At 73.4% G+C, this 17,973-nt stretch carries 16 protein-coding genes and 1 pseudogene; 3 read left to right on the top strand and 14 right to left on the bottom strand.

Annotated features, from left to right (window positions below):
* Nucleotides 1-76: 76 nt before the first annotated feature.
* From ACFVGY_RS05205 to sbnA, 9 genes are all read right to left on the bottom strand, one after another.
* Entirely contained in the window at nt 77-328 is a 252-nt protein-coding gene (locus ACFVGY_RS05205) for an MbtH family protein (RefSeq protein ID WP_385671231.1), read from the bottom strand.
* A 224-nt stretch (nt 329-552) separates the two neighbouring features.
* Nucleotides 553-1,797 carry an FAD-dependent monooxygenase gene (locus tag ACFVGY_RS05210; RefSeq protein ID WP_385671234.1) on the bottom strand — a complete coding sequence of 415 codons (1,245 nt, stop codon included), beginning with the start codon at nt 1,795-1,797 and terminating at the stop codon, nt 553-555.
* On the bottom strand, nt 1,794-3,287 hold the full coding sequence (locus ACFVGY_RS05215) for a condensation domain-containing protein (protein WP_385671237.1): 1,494 nt from the start codon (nt 3,285-3,287) through the stop codon (nt 1,794-1,796). Before ACFVGY_RS05215 ends, ACFVGY_RS05210 begins: the two co-directional genes overlap by 4 nt.
* Nucleotides 3,284-4,048 (bottom strand): 2-hydroxychromene-2-carboxylate isomerase, encoded by a 765-nt coding sequence (locus ACFVGY_RS05220; protein WP_385671240.1) that lies wholly within the window; start codon nt 4,046-4,048, stop codon nt 3,284-3,286. The genes ACFVGY_RS05215 and ACFVGY_RS05220 overlap by 4 nt, the downstream gene beginning before the upstream one ends.
* Nucleotides 4,049-4,105: 57 nt before the next feature.
* Nucleotides 4,106-4,849 (bottom strand): 3-oxoacyl-ACP reductase FabG, encoded by a 744-nt coding sequence (gene fabG / locus ACFVGY_RS05225; RefSeq protein ID WP_385671243.1) that lies wholly within the window; start codon nt 4,847-4,849, stop codon nt 4,106-4,108.
* A 130-nt stretch (nt 4,850-4,979) separates the two neighbouring features.
* On the bottom strand, nt 4,980-6,074 hold the full coding sequence (locus ACFVGY_RS05230) for a beta-ketoacyl synthase N-terminal-like domain-containing protein (protein WP_385671245.1): 1,095 nt from the start codon (nt 6,072-6,074) through the stop codon (nt 4,980-4,982).
* A complete protein-coding gene (locus tag ACFVGY_RS05235) occupies nt 6,071-7,339 on the bottom strand; it encodes a beta-ketoacyl-[acyl-carrier-protein] synthase family protein (protein WP_385671248.1) in 1,269 nt (422 codons plus the stop codon). Before ACFVGY_RS05235 ends, ACFVGY_RS05230 begins: the two co-directional genes overlap by 4 nt.
* Entirely contained in the window at nt 7,336-7,599 is a 264-nt protein-coding gene (locus ACFVGY_RS05240; RefSeq protein WP_360638480.1) for an acyl carrier protein, read from the bottom strand. The genes ACFVGY_RS05235 and ACFVGY_RS05240 overlap by 4 nt, the downstream gene beginning before the upstream one ends.
* Nucleotides 7,600-7,702: 103 nt before the next feature.
* The gene (gene sbnA, locus ACFVGY_RS05245; protein WP_385671251.1) at nt 7,703-8,740 is read right to left on the bottom strand and encodes a 2,3-diaminopropionate biosynthesis protein SbnA; all 1,038 of its coding nucleotides are present in this window, start codon (nt 8,738-8,740) and stop codon (nt 7,703-7,705) included.
* Nucleotides 8,741-8,921: 181 nt separating this feature from the next.
* Between sbnA and ACFVGY_RS05250 the strand changes: the two genes are divergently transcribed.
* From ACFVGY_RS05250 to ACFVGY_RS05260, 3 genes are all read left to right on the top strand, one after another.
* Nucleotides 8,922-10,526, top strand: coding sequence for a tryptophan halogenase family protein (locus ACFVGY_RS05250; RefSeq protein WP_385671254.1), 1,605 nt, complete (start codon nt 8,922-8,924; stop codon nt 10,524-10,526).
* A 119-nt stretch (nt 10,527-10,645) separates the two neighbouring features.
* Entirely contained in the window at nt 10,646-11,296 is a 651-nt protein-coding gene (locus tag ACFVGY_RS05255) for a flavin reductase family protein (protein WP_385671256.1), read from the top strand.
* Nucleotides 11,283-12,590 carry a cation:proton antiporter gene (locus ACFVGY_RS05260; RefSeq protein ID WP_385671259.1) on the top strand — a complete coding sequence of 436 codons (1,308 nt, stop codon included), beginning with the start codon at nt 11,283-11,285 and terminating at the stop codon, nt 12,588-12,590. Before ACFVGY_RS05255 ends, ACFVGY_RS05260 begins: the two co-directional genes overlap by 14 nt.
* A gap of 187 nt (nt 12,591-12,777) precedes the next feature.
* On the opposite strand, the pseudogene trpD reads toward ACFVGY_RS05260, so the two are convergent.
* The 5 genes and pseudogenes from trpD to ACFVGY_RS05285 form a co-directional block, all read right to left on the bottom strand.
* Nucleotides 12,778-13,839: pseudogene (gene trpD, locus ACFVGY_RS05265) on the bottom strand (anthranilate phosphoribosyltransferase); the annotation flags it as partial.
* A gap of 38 nt (nt 13,840-13,877) precedes the next feature.
* Nucleotides 13,878-14,090, bottom strand: coding sequence for a hypothetical protein (locus tag ACFVGY_RS05270; protein ID WP_385671262.1), 213 nt, complete (start codon nt 14,088-14,090; stop codon nt 13,878-13,880).
* 252 nt (nt 14,091-14,342) lie between these two features.
* A complete protein-coding gene (locus ACFVGY_RS05275) occupies nt 14,343-15,701 on the bottom strand; it encodes a class II 3-deoxy-7-phosphoheptulonate synthase (RefSeq protein ID WP_385671265.1) in 1,359 nt (452 codons plus the stop codon).
* Nucleotides 15,702-15,724: 23 nt separating this feature from the next.
* Nucleotides 15,725-16,321, bottom strand: a complete 597-nt coding sequence (locus ACFVGY_RS05280) for an anthranilate synthase component II (protein WP_385671268.1) — start codon at nt 16,319-16,321, stop codon at nt 15,725-15,727.
* On the bottom strand, nt 16,318-17,862 hold the full coding sequence (locus ACFVGY_RS05285) for an anthranilate synthase component I family protein (RefSeq protein WP_385671270.1): 1,545 nt from the start codon (nt 17,860-17,862) through the stop codon (nt 16,318-16,320). The genes ACFVGY_RS05280 and ACFVGY_RS05285 overlap by 4 nt, the downstream gene beginning before the upstream one ends.
* Nucleotides 17,863-17,973: the final 111 nt, after the last annotated feature.

Raw genomic sequence — 17,973 nt, forward strand, 5'->3', positions numbered from 1 at the left:
CTCCTTCATCGGGATCCGGCGGCTCCGGTGGGTGCGGCCCGGTGCGCCTGTCGTGGGATGGCGGGTGCGGGGGGGGTCAGGCGTGGGGGGCGGTGCCGGCGGCGGCCATGCGGCGGCGCAGGCTCGCGGGGCGCAGGTCGGTCCACAGCTCGGTGATCCGCGCGAGGCACTCCTCGCGGGTGCCCTCGGTGCCCTCCGCGCGCCAGCCGGCGGGCAGTTCGCGGTCTGCCCACCAGAGGGAGTACTGCTCCTCGTCGTTGAGCACGATCCGGTGGACGGTGGTGTCGGCGGCGTCGCCGGCGGCGGTGTCGTGCTGCTGTTCGCTCATCGCTGTTCCCTTCGCGTGGTCAGGTGCCGCCCATCCTTGGAGAGGGCCCTATCGACGCCCTATCGGGCGCATATACGCCCCCGGACACGGGGCGGGCCCCCGACGCGGTCGGCGTCGGGGGCCCGTGGAGTGCCATGTGGTGCGGCGCGCGGACGCGCGTGCTGCGTGGTGCCCGGGGGTGGTGGGTCAGGCAGCGTCGGCGGGGTCAGGCAGCGTCGGTGGGGTCAGGCAGCGTTGTTGTTCAGGTTCTCGTTGTTGCCGTTGATGTTGTTGAGGTTGTTGTTGGTGCCGTTGTTGTTGAGGTTGGCCTCCACGTCGTTGTCGAGGATCCAGTTGACGTTGGCGGCAGCGTTGTTGATGTTGTTGTTCGTGGTGTTGGCCATGCTGTTCTTCTCCTCTTTCCCTGGGGGCTGACCGGTCCGGGAACCGAGCTGCACACGGGTCGTGTGCGGTCGGCGGACCGATTCGTAGCGGCGCAGTGCGGCGGCGATGCCGTCCGCTCCCGCGTCCACTTCCTCGTCGAGGCAGAGGGCGAGTGCCACCCCGTCCTCGATGGCCTGGTTGGCTCCCTGCCCGTGGTGCGGGAGCATCGGGTGGGCGGCGTCGCCCAGCAGGGTCACGCGGCGCGTGCTCCACCGCTCCAGCGGCGCCCTGTCGTACAGGGCCCAGCGGCGGACCTCGCCCGCGGCCGCCACGACCTCGCGGACCTGGGGCGCCCAGCCGGCCAGGACGGAGTCCAGGTCGGACCGGTCCGTCGCACTGGTCCACGACTCGGCGTCGCCCTCGGCGGCGGGCACCACCACCACGTAGGTGAACTGCCGTCCGCCGGAGACCGGGTAGCACAGCACCCGGGCCGCGGGGCCCGCGAACATGTACATCCGGGCGGGGTCCAGTCCGGGCACGTCGGCGGCATCCACCAGGCCGCGCAGGGCGCTGTTGCCGGAGTACACCGGCGCGTCCTCGCCGGCGACCGCGCGGCGCACCGCCGAGTGCACCCCGTCGGCGCCGATCAGCACGTCGGCCTCGGCCGTGGTGCCGTCCGCGAACTCCAGCCGCACCCCGTCCGGGCCCTCCCGGAAGCCGGTGAGCTCCTTCCCGGTGTGCACCCGGGCGGCGGGCAGCAGCCCGGCCAGCATCCGGTGCAGGTCCCCGCGGTGGACGGTGAGGTAGGGGGCGCGGAACTGCCGCTCCCACACCTCCCCCATCTCCTGTACGGCGACCTGCGCACCGTTGTGGAAGGCGCGGACTTCGAGGGCGTCGGGGCGGACCGCCGCCTCGGCCAGACGGGGGCCGAGACCGAGGCGGCGGAGCAGGCGGGTGCCGTTGGGGCCGAGGTGCATGCCCACGCCCTGTTCGCGCAGGGCCTGGCCCCGCTCGTACACGTGGACGTCCACGCCCCGGGCGTGCAGGGCGGCCGCGGCGGTCAGACCGCCCAGGCCGCCGCCGACGACGGCTGCGGTGATGCTCATCGGTGGTCCCCGGCGTTCTCGAAGGAGTCGTACGGATCGGAGGAGTCGAAGGACTCGAAGGCGTCGAAGTCTTCGAAGGTGTCGGGGGAACCGAAGGCGGCGCCCCCGGCCCCGGCGCCGAGTGCGAGCAGCGCCGCGAGCTCCTCCTGCCCCGCCAGCTCGACGTCGGCGACGGGCGTGTCGGGCGCGGCGACCGCGGCCGCCAGCATCCGCTCCCAGCCGTCGGCGAACCGCTCGACCGTGGCCCGGTCCAGCACGTCCGCGTCGTAACTGAAGACGGCGGTGATCCCGTCCGGGGTCTGCTCGATCCGCAGCAGCAGGTCCAGCTGCCCCTCCTGCTGCGGTACGTCGATCAGCGCGATGTCCAGTCCGGCGTACGGGACGGACGGCCCCTCGGCGGCGCCCGGCGGAACGTTCGGCACCGGCGGCTCCATCCGGTCCATCTGGACCAGGAACAGCGCGGTCCGGAAGACCGTCGCCCGGGGGAAGGCCAGTGCGCACGGGTAGCGCACGTTGACCATGCCGTGCATGACCCGCTCGCCGGCCTGCACGGCCGCGCTGCGGAAGGTCGACTCCGGCGTGAAGTCCGCGCGGACCGGCATGGTGTTGAGGAAGCAGCCGATCACGTCCCGCAGCGCCCGGCCCATCCGGCTGGTGGCGGGCACGCCGAGGACGAAGGCGTCCTGGCCGGTCCAGCGGTGGGTCAGGGCCTGGAAGACCGACAGGAGGTACGCGAACGGCGTGACCCCCGCCGCCCCGGCCGCCGCACCGAGACCGTCCGCGGTGTCCCGCGGGAGCTGTCGTACGACGGTTCCGCCCCGGTAGGAGCGGACGGCGGGCCGGGGACGGTCCAGGGGGAGCTCGGCGGCGGGGGCCCCGCCCACCGACTCCTGCCAGCGGGCGGCCGCCCGCTGCCCCGCCCCGGAGGCGGTGTGGCGGAGTTCCTCGGCCGCGTGGCCGGCGTAGGCGTCCGGGGCGACGGGCCGCCAGCCGGGTTCGGCGCCGGCGGCGAGGGCCTCGTAGGCGTCGAGGACGTCGCGCACCAGCAACCAGCGGGAGGTGAAGTCGCTGACGATGTGGTGGGCGGAGGTGACCAGCGCCCAGTCCTCGTCGGTGCGGCGCAGCAGCACCACCCGGAAGGCCCCGGACTCCAACCGGAACGGGCGGGCCCCGGCCTCCTCGGCGGCCGCGTACAGGACGGCCTCGTCCGCGCCGGCCAGGTCCCGGAACTCCATCCGGACCAGCGGCTCGCCGGAGACGGTGCGGCGGGCCCCGGCGGCGGTCCCGGTGAACACCGAGCGCAGCAGCTCCTGGCGGGCGCCGACCGCGGTGACGGCGTCGGCCATCGCGGCGGGGTCGACGCGGCCGCGCAGCCGCAGCGGCATGACGATGTTGTAGGCGGAGGCCTCGGGGGCGACCTGGTAGGCCGTCCACATGGACTGCTGGATCGCGGTCAGGGGCAGTGCCCTGACCTCGGCGGCGGTGCTCATCCGCAGCCTCCCGCGTGGCTCATGTCGGTGGTCCGGCCGGCGCCGACCACGGCGAGCCCGGACTCGGCGGGCCCGGACTCGGCGGGCCCGGACTCGGCGGGCTGCCCGGCGGACTGCCCGGCGGGGGCGGTCGGCAGCCCGCCGTCCGCGAAGGAGGCGGCGAACTCGGCGACCCGGTCCAGGCCCCAGTAGGGCTCGCTGCCGTGGATGAAGTACGGCACCCCGAAGACCCCGTCGCGGTGCACGTCCAGCAGGGCGCGCACCCCGCGCTCGCGCAGCCCGGGGCGGTCGGCCGCGGCGGCCGCGACGCCGGCGTCGAGGCCGATCTCGGCGGCCAGTTCGGCCACGGTGGCCGGGTCGCAGATGTCGCGGCCTTCCAGCCAGCGGGCCCGGCCCGCGCGGGCCACCCACTGCCGGCCGAGCCCCGCGTCCGCGGCGAGGAACCAGGTCAGGTGGGCCGGCTCCCACCACGGGGAGCGGTCGGTCGGCCAGGTCAGCGTCAGGCCGCGGTCGGCGGCCAGGCGGCGGACGTCGCGCAGGATGTAGAACTGCTTCGCGCGGGTCATCGGGGTGTACGGGAACTGCCCGCCGGCCTCGGCGAGCAGCCGGGCGCTGGTCTCGTCGGGCTCCCAGAAGGGGCGCCACTCCAGGCGGTCGAGGAGCTCGGGGTGATCGCGTTCCAGGTCGCCGAGGGCGAAGAAGTTGTAGGGGCTGCGCAGGTTGAAGTAGAACCTCGGCGGTTTGGCGGCACGGCCGGCCATGACTCTCTCTCCTTGGTGACGGACCGACGGCTTCGGCCGGCGGGTCGGTCGGCGGGGTCAGACGACCAGGCCGCCGTCGATGGCGAAGACCTGCCCGGTGATGTACGCGGCGCGGTCGGAGGCGAGGAAGGACACCAGCTCGGCGACCTCGTGGGCCTCGCCGAAGCGGCCCAGCGGGATGCGGGCGGTCATCTCCTTGGCGTGCTTCTCGGACAGGCCGCCGACCATGTCGGTGGCGATGAACCCGGGGGCCACGGCGTTGGCGCGCAGTCCGCTGCGGCCGGCCTCCTTGGCGAGGGCCTTGGTGAAGCCGATGATCCCGGCCTTGGTCGCGGAGTAGTTGCTCTGGGTGGCGTGGCCGGCCGCGGCGACCGACGACAGGGTGATGATCACGCCCTTGCGGCGCTTCATCATCGGGAAGGCCAGGGCCTTCGCGAAGTTGAAGGTGCCGTCGAGGTTGGTGCGGACCACCGCGTCCCAGTCCTCGTCCCGCATCATCGCCAGGTGGCCGTCGCGGACGATCCCGGCGGCGGTGACCAGGACGTCGACCGGGCCGAGGGTGGACTCGGCCTCCGCGGTGAAGGCCCGCACCCGGTCCCGGTCGGTGACGTCGACCCGGCGGGCCAGCACCCGCGCCCCGCGCTCCTCGGCCGCCTTCGCGGCCAGGGCCGCGGCCTCCTCGTCGGACTGGTAGCAGAAGGCCACGTCGTGGCCGTCGCGCGCCAGGGTTTCCACCACGGCCCGGCCGATGCCGCGGGAGCCGCCGGTGACGAGGGCTACCGGCCTCGGTGTCTCGGACATGGGAGATGCCTCTCTGTCTGCTGTGGTCGGGAAGGGTGTCGTCCGGTCATCGGGCCGCCGGGGCGGGCGACGCCGGTTGCCGCGCCGCACGTACGTACGTACCGGCGGGCGGGCTGGCTGGCTGGCTGGCTCAGCCGAGCCGCAGCAGCGTGGCGCCGACCGTGCCGTCCCGGTCCAGGGCGGTGACCAGCGCGAGCCGGTCCACCAGGGCGGCCCGTGCCCCGCCCGCGGCCAGGACCGCGGCCAGCTGGAAGGCGGCCGAGGCGGCGGTCGCGTCACCGACGCGGGGGCGTACGGCGATCCGCTCGCCCGGGATCCCGTCCAGCGCCGACTCCTCCTGCTTGCCGAGCAGCCCGGGCGGGGTGCCCGGCGCGACGACGGCGACGTCCTCGGGGGCGGCCTGCGCGTCGGCGAGGACGTCGGCGATGCAGCGGGCCAGCGCGGCTCCGGCCCGACCGGTCTCGGGGAAGGCCCGGAAGCGGGAGCCGAGGACGGTGGCGAGCACCGGGCGGCCGCCGTCGCGGGCGGCCCGCGCGCTCTCCAGCAGGAACAGCGCGGCCCCCTCGCCGAGCGGGCCGGGGGCGGCCCCGCCGTGGTCGGCGACGTGCTCCAGGCGGGCCCGCTGGACGGAGAACTCCTCGGCCGCGCCGGCCAGCAGGGCGGTGGCGTGGCCGCCGCGCAGCAGCCGGGCGGCGTAGTTCAGGGCGAGCAGCCCGGTGGCGGAGCCGCCGGAGACGGTGACGTTGGGGCCCTTGAGGGTGTGCCGGATGGCGCTCTGCCCGGTCGGGCAGTTCATCACGGTGTTGGGGAAGCGGGCCGGGTCGACCAGGTAGGGCTTCTCCCCGGTCAGCGCGTCCCGGGTGAAGTCCATGATGGACTGGACGCTGCCGGAGGTGCCGAGCACCAGTCCGGTCTTCTCCGGGTCGGCGGCCAGGCCCCGGCCGAAGTCCGCCAGGAGCTCGCCGACGGTGATGACGGCGATCCCGGTGGCCCGGTCCATGGAGCGGGTGCCCTTGCGGCCGAGGACGGTCTTGACGTCGAAGTCCGGGATCAGGCCGGCCTGCCCGTACGGGACCGGCCAGCGCCCGGCGTCCACCGGGGCGACGGCGGCGGCCCCGCCGAGGATCCCCTCGGCGAACGGCTGCCGGCCCAGCCCGTACGGGGAGGACACCGCCCAGCCCGAGACGACGAGCTGCTGCGCGGGGTCGTCCGCCCGTGTGCTCATGCGGCTGCGCTCCTCTCTTCTTCCCAGCGGCCGAGGACGAGTACGGCGTTGTTGCCGCCGAAGGCGAGTCCGTTGTTCTGCACGACCTTGAGGTCGGCCTCCACCGCCTCGTTGGGCACGCAGTCCACGCCGCATTCGGGGTCGGTGGTGCGGTGGTTGATGGTCGGCGGGATGAAGCCCTCCCGCAGGGCGAGGGCACAGGCCGCCGAGGCCAGGGCGCTGGCGGCGCCCATGGTGTGGCCGATCATCGACTTGATGGAGACGGTCCGCGGCAGGTCCTCGCCGAACACCTGGCGGATCGCGCCGACCTCGGTGACGTCGTTGGCCCTGGTGCCGGTGCCGTGCGCGGAGATGAAGTCCACGTCGGCGGGGGTGATCCCGGCGTTGGTGTGCGCGGCCGCGATGCAGCGGGCGATGGAGTCCCGGTCGGGTGCGACGGGGTGGCTGGCGTCGCAGGACAGTCCGTACCCGAGCACCTCGGCGTAGATGCGGGCCCCGCGGGCCAGCGCGGACTCCAGGGACTCCATGAGGAGGATCCCGGCGCCCTCGCCGGTCAGGATGCCCTGCCGGTCGGCGTCGAAGGGCCGGCACACGTCGGGGGCGATGGTGCCGAGCCGGTAGAAGCCGGTGAAGGTCTTGCGGCACAGGGCGTCGGCGCCGCCGCACAGGGCCATCTCGACGTCCCCGGAGCTGATGGCGTCGTAGCCGTAGCCGACCGCGTAGTTCCCGGCGGCGCAGGCGGTGGGGACGGTGACCGTCTCCACGTCCTCCAGGCCGAGTTCGCGGACGATGCCGGCGGAGAGCCGGCCCGGCCAGACGCGGCGGGCGACGACCGGATCGAGGACGTCCTCGCCCTCGGCGACCTGGAGCCCGGTGAGGTGGTCGAGGTCGCGGGACTCGCCGTCGGTGGTGCCGACCGACACCAGGGTGCGCCTGGCCCGGACGTCCGCCTCGGCGAGGCCCGCGTCGGCCACCGCCATCCGCGCTCCTGCGACCGCGAACTGGGCGGCCCGGCCGAGCTCGTCGGCGGGCAGTTCGCACAGCCAGGCCGCCGGCTCGAAGTCGGTGATCTCGCAGGCGTTGGAGTGCGCGAACCCGGTGGTGTCGAAGGCCCCGATGGGCTTCGCCCCGCTGCGTCCGGCCCGCAGGCTCTGCGCGAAGGCGTCGACTCCGGTACCGATACTCGTCACGACACCGAGCCCGGTGATCACCACCCGGTGCCGGGCAGCGCCCGGCTGCCCCGTCGCGGCCGTCCGGTCGCTCACTTGCTCTCGGCCTCCGCGATCACGGCGTACACGCCGGCGAGGTTGACCATGCGGCTGAGCTCGGCCTGCTCCAGGGAGAGGCCGAAGACCCGCTCCAGCGAGGCCAGGATCTCGATGGTGCGCAGGGAGTCGGCGTCGTGCTCCTCCTTGAACAGGCTGGTCTCGGTCACCTCGTCGAGGTCGAGTTCGAGGATGTCGCAGACGATTTCCTTGATCTGCTCCTTGCGCCCGGCGTCCAGGACGTGGATCTGGGTGGTCATCTGATTCCTCCGGTGACGGTCGGTCGGTGGCGTGGAACGGGAATGCGGTGCGTGGGGTGGGTGCGTGGGGGGAAGTGCGGTGAGTCGATGGTGGGCGGGCCCGCTATCCGTGGGCTATATCCACCAGGGCCGGGGCGGCGCCCGGCGCGAGGGGCTCCTTCCACAGGTGCGACACCTCGCCGAAGTGGCGGTACACCCAGGCGTCGTCGTAGATCGTCTCCAGGTAGCGGTCGCCGCCGTCGGGCAGGACCAGCACCACGTTGGAGCCGGGCACGATGTCCGGGGCGATCCGCTCCAGGGCGGCGACCACCGCTCCGGAGGAGCCGCCCGCGAGCACGGCCTCGCGGCGGACGAGCTGCCGGCAGCCCACGACACAGTCGAGGTCGCCGACGTGGATGACCCGGTCGACGTCCGCGGGCCGCAGCAGGCGGGGGACGACGGAGGCGCCGTGCCCCGGGATGAGCCGGGTGCGGCGCTCGGGCGGGGCGAAGAGCACGCTGCCGAGGGCGTCGACCGCGTTGACGGTGGTGTTCATGCCGCTCTGGCGGATGTACTCGGCGCAGCCGCCCAGCGTTCCGCTGGTGCCGGCCGCGACGACGAGCTGGTCGACGCGGTGGTCGAGGGCCTCGGCGATCTCCCGCATCGTGGTCTGGTGCGCGAGGGGGTTGAGCGGGTTCGCGTACTGGTCGGGCCAGTACGCGCCGGGGGTCGCGGCGACGAGGTCGGCGACCCGGCGCAGCCGGGCGGGCAGCAGCTCGCCGGTGGCCGGGTCCGGGTCGGTGACGATCTCCACCTCGGCCCCGTAGGCCCGCAGGATCGCGACGTTCTGGCGGGTCGTCCGGGAGTCCACCACGCAGATGAGGCGCAGCCCGAAGTAGGCGCAGATCTGGGCGAGGCCGATCGCGAGGTTTCCGGAACTCGACTCGATGACGGTGGACCTGCCGGGGACCAGGTCCCCTGATCTTATCCGCGCGAGCACCATCGAGAGGGCCGAGCGGTCTTTGATGCTTCCTCCGGGATTGAACCGCTCCACCTTGGCGAACACCCGCGAGCCGAGGCCTGGCAGCAGTCGCGCCAGTTCGATGAGCGGAGTTCCTCCCACGGTCGAGAGGATTCCCTTCGTCCCTTCGTCGTACGGCATGTGAGGCAGCCATCCTCTGCTGGGAGTTTCGGGGCGGTGAGGTACGACAACGCCATCGAGATTCGGCCGATCCGCTATACGACCGCCATACGGAGGCTTATAGGTGGCGCATAGCAGAAGGCCGGAATCTTTCGTCACCGCACCGCGGAACTCCCATCAGACGGAAGAGAGAGTCCTCCCTATGACCGGCACCGACGCGCGCATCAAGAAAGTCGTCATCCTCGGCGGCGGTACCGCCGGCTGGATGACCGCGGCCTATCTCGGCAAGGCCTTGCAGGGCACCACGGAAATCACGGTGCTGGAGGCGCCGGCGATCGGCCGGATCGGCGTGGGCGAGGCGACCGTCCCGAATCTGCACCGCGTGCTGTTCGACTACCTCGGCATCGCCGAGGAGGACTGGATGCGGGAGTGCAACGCCAGCTTCAAGATGGCGGTCCGGTTCGTGAACTGGAGAACCGGCGGCAAGGGCGAGCCGGAGGCGCGCACCCTGGACAGCGGCGGGCCGGACCACTTCTACCACCCCTTCGGCATCCTCCCCGACCACGACAACACGCCCATGTCGCACTACTGGGCCAAGCGCAAGCTGGAGGGGCAGACGGAGGAGCCGTTCGACTACGCCTGCTTCCGCGAGCCCCCCGTCATGGACGCGAAGAAGTCGCCGCGCTGGCTGGACGGCACCGCCTCCACCCGGTACGCCTGGCACTTCGACGCGGCCCTGGTCGCCGACTTCCTGCGCCGGTTCGCCACCGAGAAGCAGGGCGTCGTCCACGTGCAGGACGAGATGACGCACGCGGAGCAGGACGGGCGAGGCTTCGTCACGGCCCTGCACACCAAGTCCGGCCGGGTCCTGGACGCCGACCTGTTCGTCGACTGCTCCGGCTTCCGCGGCCTGCTCATCAACCAGGCCCTCGGCGAGCCGTTCATCGACATGAGCGACCACCTGCTGTGCGACAGCGCGGTGGCCACGGCCGTCCCGCACGACGACGCGGCCCACGGCGTCGAGCCGTACACCTCCGCCATCGCGATGTCCTCCGGCTGGACGTGGAAGATCCCGATGCTGGGCCGCTTCGGCACCGGCTACGTCTACTCCAGCAAGTTCGCCTCGCAGGAGGAGGCGACGCGGGAATTCTGCGACCTGTGGAACCTGGACCCGGAGACGACGAAGTTCAACCACGTGAAGTTCCGGGTCGGCCGCAACCGGCGCGCCTGGGTCAACAACGTGGTGAGCATCGGCCTTTCCTCCTGCTTCCTGGAGCCGCTGGAGTCCACCGGCATCTACTTCATCACCGCGGCGATCTACCAGCTCGCCAAGCACTTCCCGGACAAGAACTTCCACCCGGAGCTGGCGAACAGCTTCAACCACGAGATCGAGGTGATGTTCGACGACACCCGCGACTTCATCCAGGCGCACTTCTACTACGCCCCGCGCAACGACACCCCGTTCTGGCAGGCGAACAAGGAGCTGACGCTCCCGAAGAACATCCAGGAGAAGATCTCCGCCTACAAGGCCGGCCTGCCCATCAATTCGCCGATCGCCGACGAGTCCACGTACTACGGCAACTTCGAGGCCGAATTCCGCAACTTCTGGACGAACGGCAGCTACTACTGCGTGTTCGCCGGGCTCGGCCTGGAGCCGGACGCCCCGCTGCCGGTCCTCGCGCACAAGCCCGAGTCCGTGGCCGGCGCCGAGGCGCTGTTCACGAAGGTCAAGCAGGAGCAGCAGCACCTGCTCGACACCCTGCCGAGCACCTACGACTACCTGCGGCAGCTGCACGGCAAGCAGTAGCCGCCCTCCCCCGCCCGCGTCCCTCCCGGTGCGCCGTACGGCCCGGAAGCCGGCTCCTCCCACCGGCTTCCGGGCCCGCCCGGTTGCCCCGTACGCCACCGACCCCGAGGAGTCCCGCCATGTCCCACACGTCCCGGCCCGCCCAGCCCCTGCGGCCCCCGCAGCCCGGGGACGCCGCCGAGACCGACATCAGGCCGCTGATGTCGGCGTTCCCGTCCGGTGTCTCGGTCGTCACGGCCCTCGGCACGGACTCCGAGCCGCGCGGCATGACGTGCAGTTCGCTGGCCAGCGTCGCCCTCTCCCCGCCCACCGTCGTGCTGTGCCTGCGTACGCAGAGCCCGACGACGCAGGCGGTGCTGGAGACCGGGCAGGTGGCGGTCAACCTGCTGCACGAGCAGGCGCGCCCCGTCGCGGACCTGTTCGCGTCGGGGGACCCGGAGCGGTTCGCGCGGACCGAGTGGCGACTGCCGCTGGGGGCCGGCGGCCCGCACCTGACGGGCGCCGCGCACGCCATAGCCGACGGCGAGGTGGCCCACGCGGTGGAGTTCGGCGACCACACCGCCGTCTTCGTCCGGGTCCACCGGATCTCGCTGCACGAGGACGAGCAGCCGCTGCTGTACGGCCGGCGCAGATACGCGCGGTGGAGCGATGCGACGTCCGTGCCCGGGCCGCCGGCCGCCGCTCCCCCGGAGCCGGTCGCGCCCGCCCGCGTCAGTGCCCCCGCCAGTGCCCCCGCCGCGCCGGAAGGAGCTGCCCGTGTCCGCCCGTGACCCGCTGCCCGACCTGCTGATCGCGATCCCCGCGGTCATCCTCGCCTGCAAGGCCGGCGCGATGCTGTTCCGCCGGATCGGCCAGCCCCCGGTCGTCGGGGAGATCGCCGTCGGCATCCTGATGGGACCCTCGCTGCTGGGCTGGTTGTGGCCCGACGCCCAGACGTGGCTGTTCCCCGGGACGGTCCTGCCGTTCACCGGGGCGTTCGGAAACGTCGGCCTGCTGGCGTTCATGTTCCTCGTGGGCCTGGAGCTGAACCTGTCGGCCCTGCGCGGCCACAGCAGGACCGCCGTCGCGGTGAGCCAGGCGAGCATCGCGCTGCCGCTGCTCCTCGGCTCCGGCCTGGCCCTGCTGATGTACGAGACGTTCGCGCCGAAGGGGGTCACGAAGATCGCGTTCGTGCTGTTCATCGCCGTGTCGATGAGCATCACGGCCTTCCCCGTGCTGGCCCGGATCCTCACCGACCGCGGGCTCTACCACACCCGGATCGGCGCGCTGTCCATGGCGTGCGCCGCCGTCGACGACGTGACCGCCTGGTGCCTGCTGGCGGCGGTGGTCGCGGTGAGCACCAGCACCTCGGCGGTCGAGGCGGTCACGACGGCCGTCCTCGCGGCGCTGTTCCTCGCCTTCATGATCTACGCCATCCGGCCGCTGATGGCGAAGTGGGCGCAGCGGGCCGCCCGCACCGTCGACTCGGTGGTGCTCGTGGTGCTGTTCAGCGGGCTGTGCCTGTCGGCGTTCACCACCGACAAGATCGGTGTGCACGCGCTGTTCGGGGCGTTCGTCTTCGGGGTGGTCACTCCGCGCGGCTCCCGGGTGATCGAGCTGTGCGCGGCGCGGCTGCGGGCCTTCACCATCCCGGTGCTGCTGCCGCTGTTCTTCGTCAACACGGGCCTGAAGACGAACGTGCAGGTGCTGGCCGCCGACCCGATGCTGTGGCTGTGGGCGCTGGCGGTCATGGCGGTCGCCTTCATCGGCAAGTGGGGCGGCAGCTCCGCCGCGGCGCGGGCCAGCGGGCAGTCCTGGCGGGACGCCCTGTCGATCGGGGCCCTGATGAACTGCCGTGGCCTGACGGAGCTGGTGGTGCTGAACCTGGGGCTGGAGCTGGGGGTGATCGGGCCGGACCTGTTCACGATGCTGGTCCTGATGGCCCTGCTCACCACGGCGATCACCTCGCCCGCCCTGTCGCGGATCCGGCGGGGCGTGCCACCGGACACGGAATCGGAGGATCCGGCCACCGGACCCCTGGTCCACGACCCGGTGCGGCTGCCGGCCGCGGTCGGCAAGACCTGACCGGCCGCCGTCCCGCCGTCCCGGTACCGCTGCCGCGGCGTCCCCCTCCCGGGGCGCCGCGGCAGCGGGCCGTCCGGGGTTCCGCTCAACGCCCCGCGGCGGCGAGCGGCGCCCCGTCGTGCGCACCCTGCGCGTCCTGCGCGTCCTGCGGGAGCCCGGCAGCCGGCTCCCGGTGCGTCCCGCCGGGCGCCGCGCTGGCCCGGACCCAGCGGTCCAGTACGGCCCGGGCCGCGCCCGAGTCGAGGGCGGCGGCCGCGACGGCGACCGCCGCGCCGAGCCGCTCGGTGACCGTACGGCCCCGGGCCGGTTCGGCGGCGGCCAGGGCCGCACCCGCCGACAGCAGGACCGCGTCGCGTACGGGGCCCCGCTCGCCCCCGGCCAGCAGCCGGCGGGCGACGGCCGCGTTGTGCGCGGCGTCCGCCCCCCGCAGGGCCTCCACCGGGGCGAGGGCGATCCCGATGTCCCGCGGGTCGAAGGGTTCCTCCCGGACCCTTCCCTCCTCGACGGTCAGTACCGTCGAGGAGGTGGTGACGGTGAGCTCGTCGAGCCCGTCGTCGCCGCGGAACACCAGGGCGCTGCCGCCCCGCCGGGCCAGGACCCCCGCGATCAGCGGGAGCAGTCGTGCGTCGGCCACCCCCACCGCCTGGGCGGTGGGCCGGGCCGGGTTGGTCAGCGGGCCGAGCGCGTTGAACACGGTGGGGATGCCCAGCTGCCGGCGGACCGCGGCGGCGTGCCGCATCGAGGGGTGGAAGTCGGGGGCGAAGCAGAAGGTGATCCCCGCCTCCTCCACCAGGGCGGCCACCCGGGCCGGGTCCAGGCGCAGGGTCACGCCCAGGGCCTCCAGCACGTCGGCGGAGCCGGAGGCAGAACTGGACGCCCGGTTGCCGTGCTTGACGATCCGGGCGCCGGCGCCGGCCGCGACGATCGCGGACATCGTGGAGATGTTCACGGTACGGGCGCCGTCGCCGCCCGTGCCGACCACGTCGACGGTGGTGCCGGGTACGTCCAGGGGCACCGCGTGGTCGAGCATGGCGCGGACCAGGCCCTCCAGCTCACCGACCGTCTCCCCCTTGCCCCGCAGGGCCACCAGGAATCCGGCGAGCTGGGCCTCGGTGGCCTCGCCCCGCATCACCCGGTGCATGGCCCAGGCCGTGTCGGCGGCGGCCAGGTCGCGTCCGGCGAGGAGGTCCTGGAGCAGGACGGGCCACTGGTGCCGGCCCGGGTGCGGTTGTGGTCTGACGGTGGTCACGGGGTGCTCCCTCGGGGTCGTCGGGTGTGCCTGCCGGCTCAGCCCCATTCCCGGGTGTCGGGGGAGGCGGTCGGCGTGGGGCTCGCGGTCGGCTCGGCCGTGGCCGTGCTGCCGGTGGTGCCGTCGGCGCTGATGCTGGTCCGCTCGCCGGCCGTCACCTCGTGGGCGAGGCCGACACCGCCCGCGAGGGCGGCCGACGCGATGACCGCGACGGTGATGCGCTGGACCTGAGTGCGCCATGTGTTCCGCATGACTTCTTCTCTCCCCGTCGGTCTCTTCTGGTGTCCGGTCTCTTCCGGTGAGAAGAACGTTAGGGAGACGGGGCTTCGAGCCGATATCGCTCCTCCTTTGCGCGGCTGCGCTCTTCGATAAGGGCGATATAACCGCTGGTGCGAGGGGGTGTACAGGATCTCGGCGGGACTTGCCGGACTCCTCCGGCGGCGCTTGACAGGCGCTGGAAAGGCGCTCGGGGGCCGGTCGGGTCCCCGCCGTTATCGTCCGGCTCAGCGTTCCCGGTACATCTCGGCGACGAGGAAGGCCAAGTCGAGGGATTGCGTCCGGTTGAGCCGCGGATCACAGGTGGATTCATAGCGTTCGGCGAGTTCCTCCAGGCTGACCTCCTCACCGCCTCCCACGCATTCGGTGACGTCCCCTCCGGTGAATTCCAGGTGGACGCCTCCGGGGTGGGTGCCCAGCTCCCGGTGGACCTCGAAGAAGCCCTTCACCTCGTCGACGACGTCGTCGAAGCGGCGGGTCTTCAGTCCCGACGGCGCCTCGAAGGTGTTGCCGTGCATGGGGTCGGTCACCCAGGCCACCGGCGCGCCCTCCGCGGCCGCCTTCTCGACCAGCTCCGGCAGCCGGGCCCGCACCTGCCCGGCTCCCATGCGCACGATGAACGTGAGCCGGCCGGGCTCCCGTTCGGGGTCGAGCCGGTCGATGAGCCGGAGCACGGTGTCGGTGTCGGTGGCCGGGCCGAGTTTGACGCCGACCGGGTTCGCGATCGTCGAGAAGAACTCCACGTGCGCCCCGCCGAGGTCGCGGGTGCGCTCGCCGATCCAGAGCATGTGGCCGCTGGTGGCGTACTGCCGTCCCGTCACCGGGTCCTCGCGGACCAGGGGCTGCTCGTAGTCCAGCAGCAGTCCCTCGTGGCTGACGTAGAACTCCACGGCGTGCTGGATGCGGTCGTCGGCGCCGCAGGCCCGCATGAAGGCCAGCGCCTGGTCGATCTGGGTGGCGAGGGCCGCGTACCGCTCGCCGACCGGTGAGCGGGCCACGAAGTCCTGGTTCCAGGCGTGCGCCTGGCGCAGGTCCGCGTAGCCGCCGGTGGTGAAGGCCCGTACGAGGTTCAGCGTGCCGGCGGCGGCCCGGTGCACGCGCAGCAGCCGCCCCGGGTCGGGGGTGCGTTCGGCCGGGTCGAAGCCGAAGCCGTTGACGGCGTCGCCCCGGTAGGCCGGCAGGGTCTGCCCGCCACGGGTCTCGGTGGGTCTGGAGCGGGGTTTGGCGTACTGGCCCGCCATCCGGCCGATCTTGACGACCGGGACGGCGGCCGCGTACTGGAGGACCAGGGCCATCTGGAGCAGGGTGCGCACCTTCCGGCGCACCGCGTCCTCCCCGGTGTCGGCGAGGGTCTCGGCGCAGTCGCCGCCCTGGAGCAGGAAGGCCTGGCCGAGGGCGACCGCGCCGAGCCGCTCCTTCAGCTGCTCGCATTCGGCGGCCACCACGAGCGGAACAGCGGCCCGCAGTTCCCTGCGGACCGCGTCGAGGGCCCGCGGGTCGGGCCAGTCGGGCTGCTGTGCGGCGGGCAGCGCCCGCCAGGCTTCCGGTGCGCAGTGGGGTGGGGGCTGTGGTTCGGGGTGTCCCACGAGGGTTCTCCTTCGTCCCGCGGTCACCCGGTGAGGGTGCCGGCCGGCTGGTTCCGTGCGCTGGCGAGGAAGTTCTCCAGGAGCCGCATCCCACCGACCGTGGTGATCGACTCGGGGTGGAACTGGACGCCCTCGACGGGGAGCGTGCGGTGCCGCACCCCCATCACGTAGCCGTCGTCGACGGCGTGGGCGGTGGCGGTCAGCTCCGGCGGCAGGGGTTCGGCGACGATGAGGGAGTGGTAGCGGGTGGCGGTCATGGCGGAGCCCAGGCCGGCGAACACCCCGGAGCCGTCGTGGCGGACCCGGCTGGTCTTGCCGTGCTTGAGCCGCTCCGCGACGGTGACCCGGCCGCCGTAGGCCAGGCCGATGGCCTGGTGGCCCAGGCAGATGCCGAGCAGCGGCACCCGGCCCGCGAAGTGGTGGACGAGCTCGGGGTGGCCGGAGTCGGCTGGGTGGCCGGGGCCGGGGCCGAGGACCACGGCGTCGGGCCGCAGTGCGGCGAGCTCCTCGGGGCTGCGGGTGCCGGAACGGACGACGTCGGTGTCCGCGCCGAGGGTGCGCAGGTACTGGTCGATGATGTGGGTGAAGCTGTCGTAGGCGTCGACGAGGAGGACCTTCACGGCAGCAGCTCCTGACCGGTGAGCGCCCAGTAGGCGGCGCCCATCTTGTGGAGGGTCTCGCGCCATTCGGCGCCGGGCGAGGAGTCGGCGACGATGCCGGCGCAGCTCTGGGTGGAGTACGTGCTGCCGTCGTGGGTGACGGTGCGGATGCACAGGGCGAGGCGGGACCAGCCGCGGACGTCGATGAGGCCGACGGCCCCCGCGTACATGTCGCGGGGCTCGTCCTCCAACGCGTCGATGATCTGCATGGCGCGGATCTTGGGCGCCCCGGTGACGGTGCCGGCCGGGAAGGTCGCCTTCAGCGCGGACCAGGCGTCCTCGCCGGGGGCGAGTTCGCCCTCGACGGTGGAGACGAGGTGGAAGACGTGGCTGAAGGTCTCCACCGTCATCAGTTCGCGGGCTTCGAGGGTGGTGGGCACGCAGACCCGGCCGATGTCGTTGCGGCACAGGTCGACGAGCATCACGTGCTCGGCCTGCTCCTTCTCGCTGGCCAGGAGGGCCTCGATGCGGGGCGTGTCGACCGCCGGGTCACCGCTGCGCGGGGTGGTGCCCGCGATGGGCCGCATGACGATCCGGTCGCCCTCGGTGCGGAACAGCACCTCGGGGCTGGCGCCGATCAGGGTCCGGCCGCCGCGGGGGACGAGGTACATGTACGGGGAGGGGTTGCGCCCGCGCAGGCGACGGTAGACGTCGAGGGGGGTGAGGTCGGTGTCGACCTCGATGCGGTGGCCGATCTGGATCTGGTAGACGTCGCCAACGCCGATGTGCCGCAGGCAGTCCTCGACCCGGGCGCGGAACGCGGTCTCGTCGGTGCTGTCGCGGACGGAGCGGGGCGCGGGCGCCTCGGGCAGGCGGCCGGGCGGGTTGGCGGTGCCGGCCGGGAGGCGTTCGACGATGCCGGCGAGGTCGGTGCGGGCGGCGGGGCCCCCGTCGGGGCCGAGGGCGGGGCCGCGGGCGGCGAGGCGGACCGCGGTCCCGGCGTCCAGGTCGTACCAGACGGTGTCCTGGAACAGGGTGAGGACCAGGTCGGGGGCGGGGGCGGCCCCGGGGCGCGGGCGGCGGGCGGGCAGGTCCTCCATGTGCCAGGCGGCGCCGTAACCGATGGTGGCGAGGAAGCCGAAGGCGTACGCGGGACGGGGGCTGTCGACGTCGAACGCGGCCTGGACGGCGCGCAGCACGTCCCAGAGCTGCTCGGGGCGGTCGTAGAGGCGGTCGCCGCGGGGGCGGGCGGCGAGGCCCAGGTCGTCGGCGGCCCGGCCGAGGACGGCGAGGACGGCGGGCACGCCGACGGCCTCGATCCGGCCGGGGTGGACGCGCAGTTCGGCGAGCCGGCCGAAGCCGACGACGGCGGAGTTCCCGTCGAAGTCGGGGCTCTCCAGGGATTCGAGGAGGAAGACGTCCTCGCCGAACCGGCTCCGCAGGGCCGCGTAGAGCTCCACCGGCGGGTGCGGGTCGAGGGCGGTCTCCTCTATCCGGAGGGGAAGGGCGCGCCGGCCGTGGCCGACCGGCGCCCGGGTGGCGGTGTCGAGCAGTGTGGTCACCGGAATTCTTTCCTCGGATGGCTCGGGGGCCGCCCGGGGCGGCCGTGGGGGTCGGGCGGGCGGGGTGGGCGGCCCGGGCGGACGCGGGGCGGGCCCGGGCGGACGCGGGCG

Source organism: Streptomyces sp. NPDC127106 (genome assembly GCF_042677605.1).
Classification (GTDB): Bacteria; Actinomycetota; Actinomycetes; order Streptomycetales; family Streptomycetaceae; genus Streptomyces.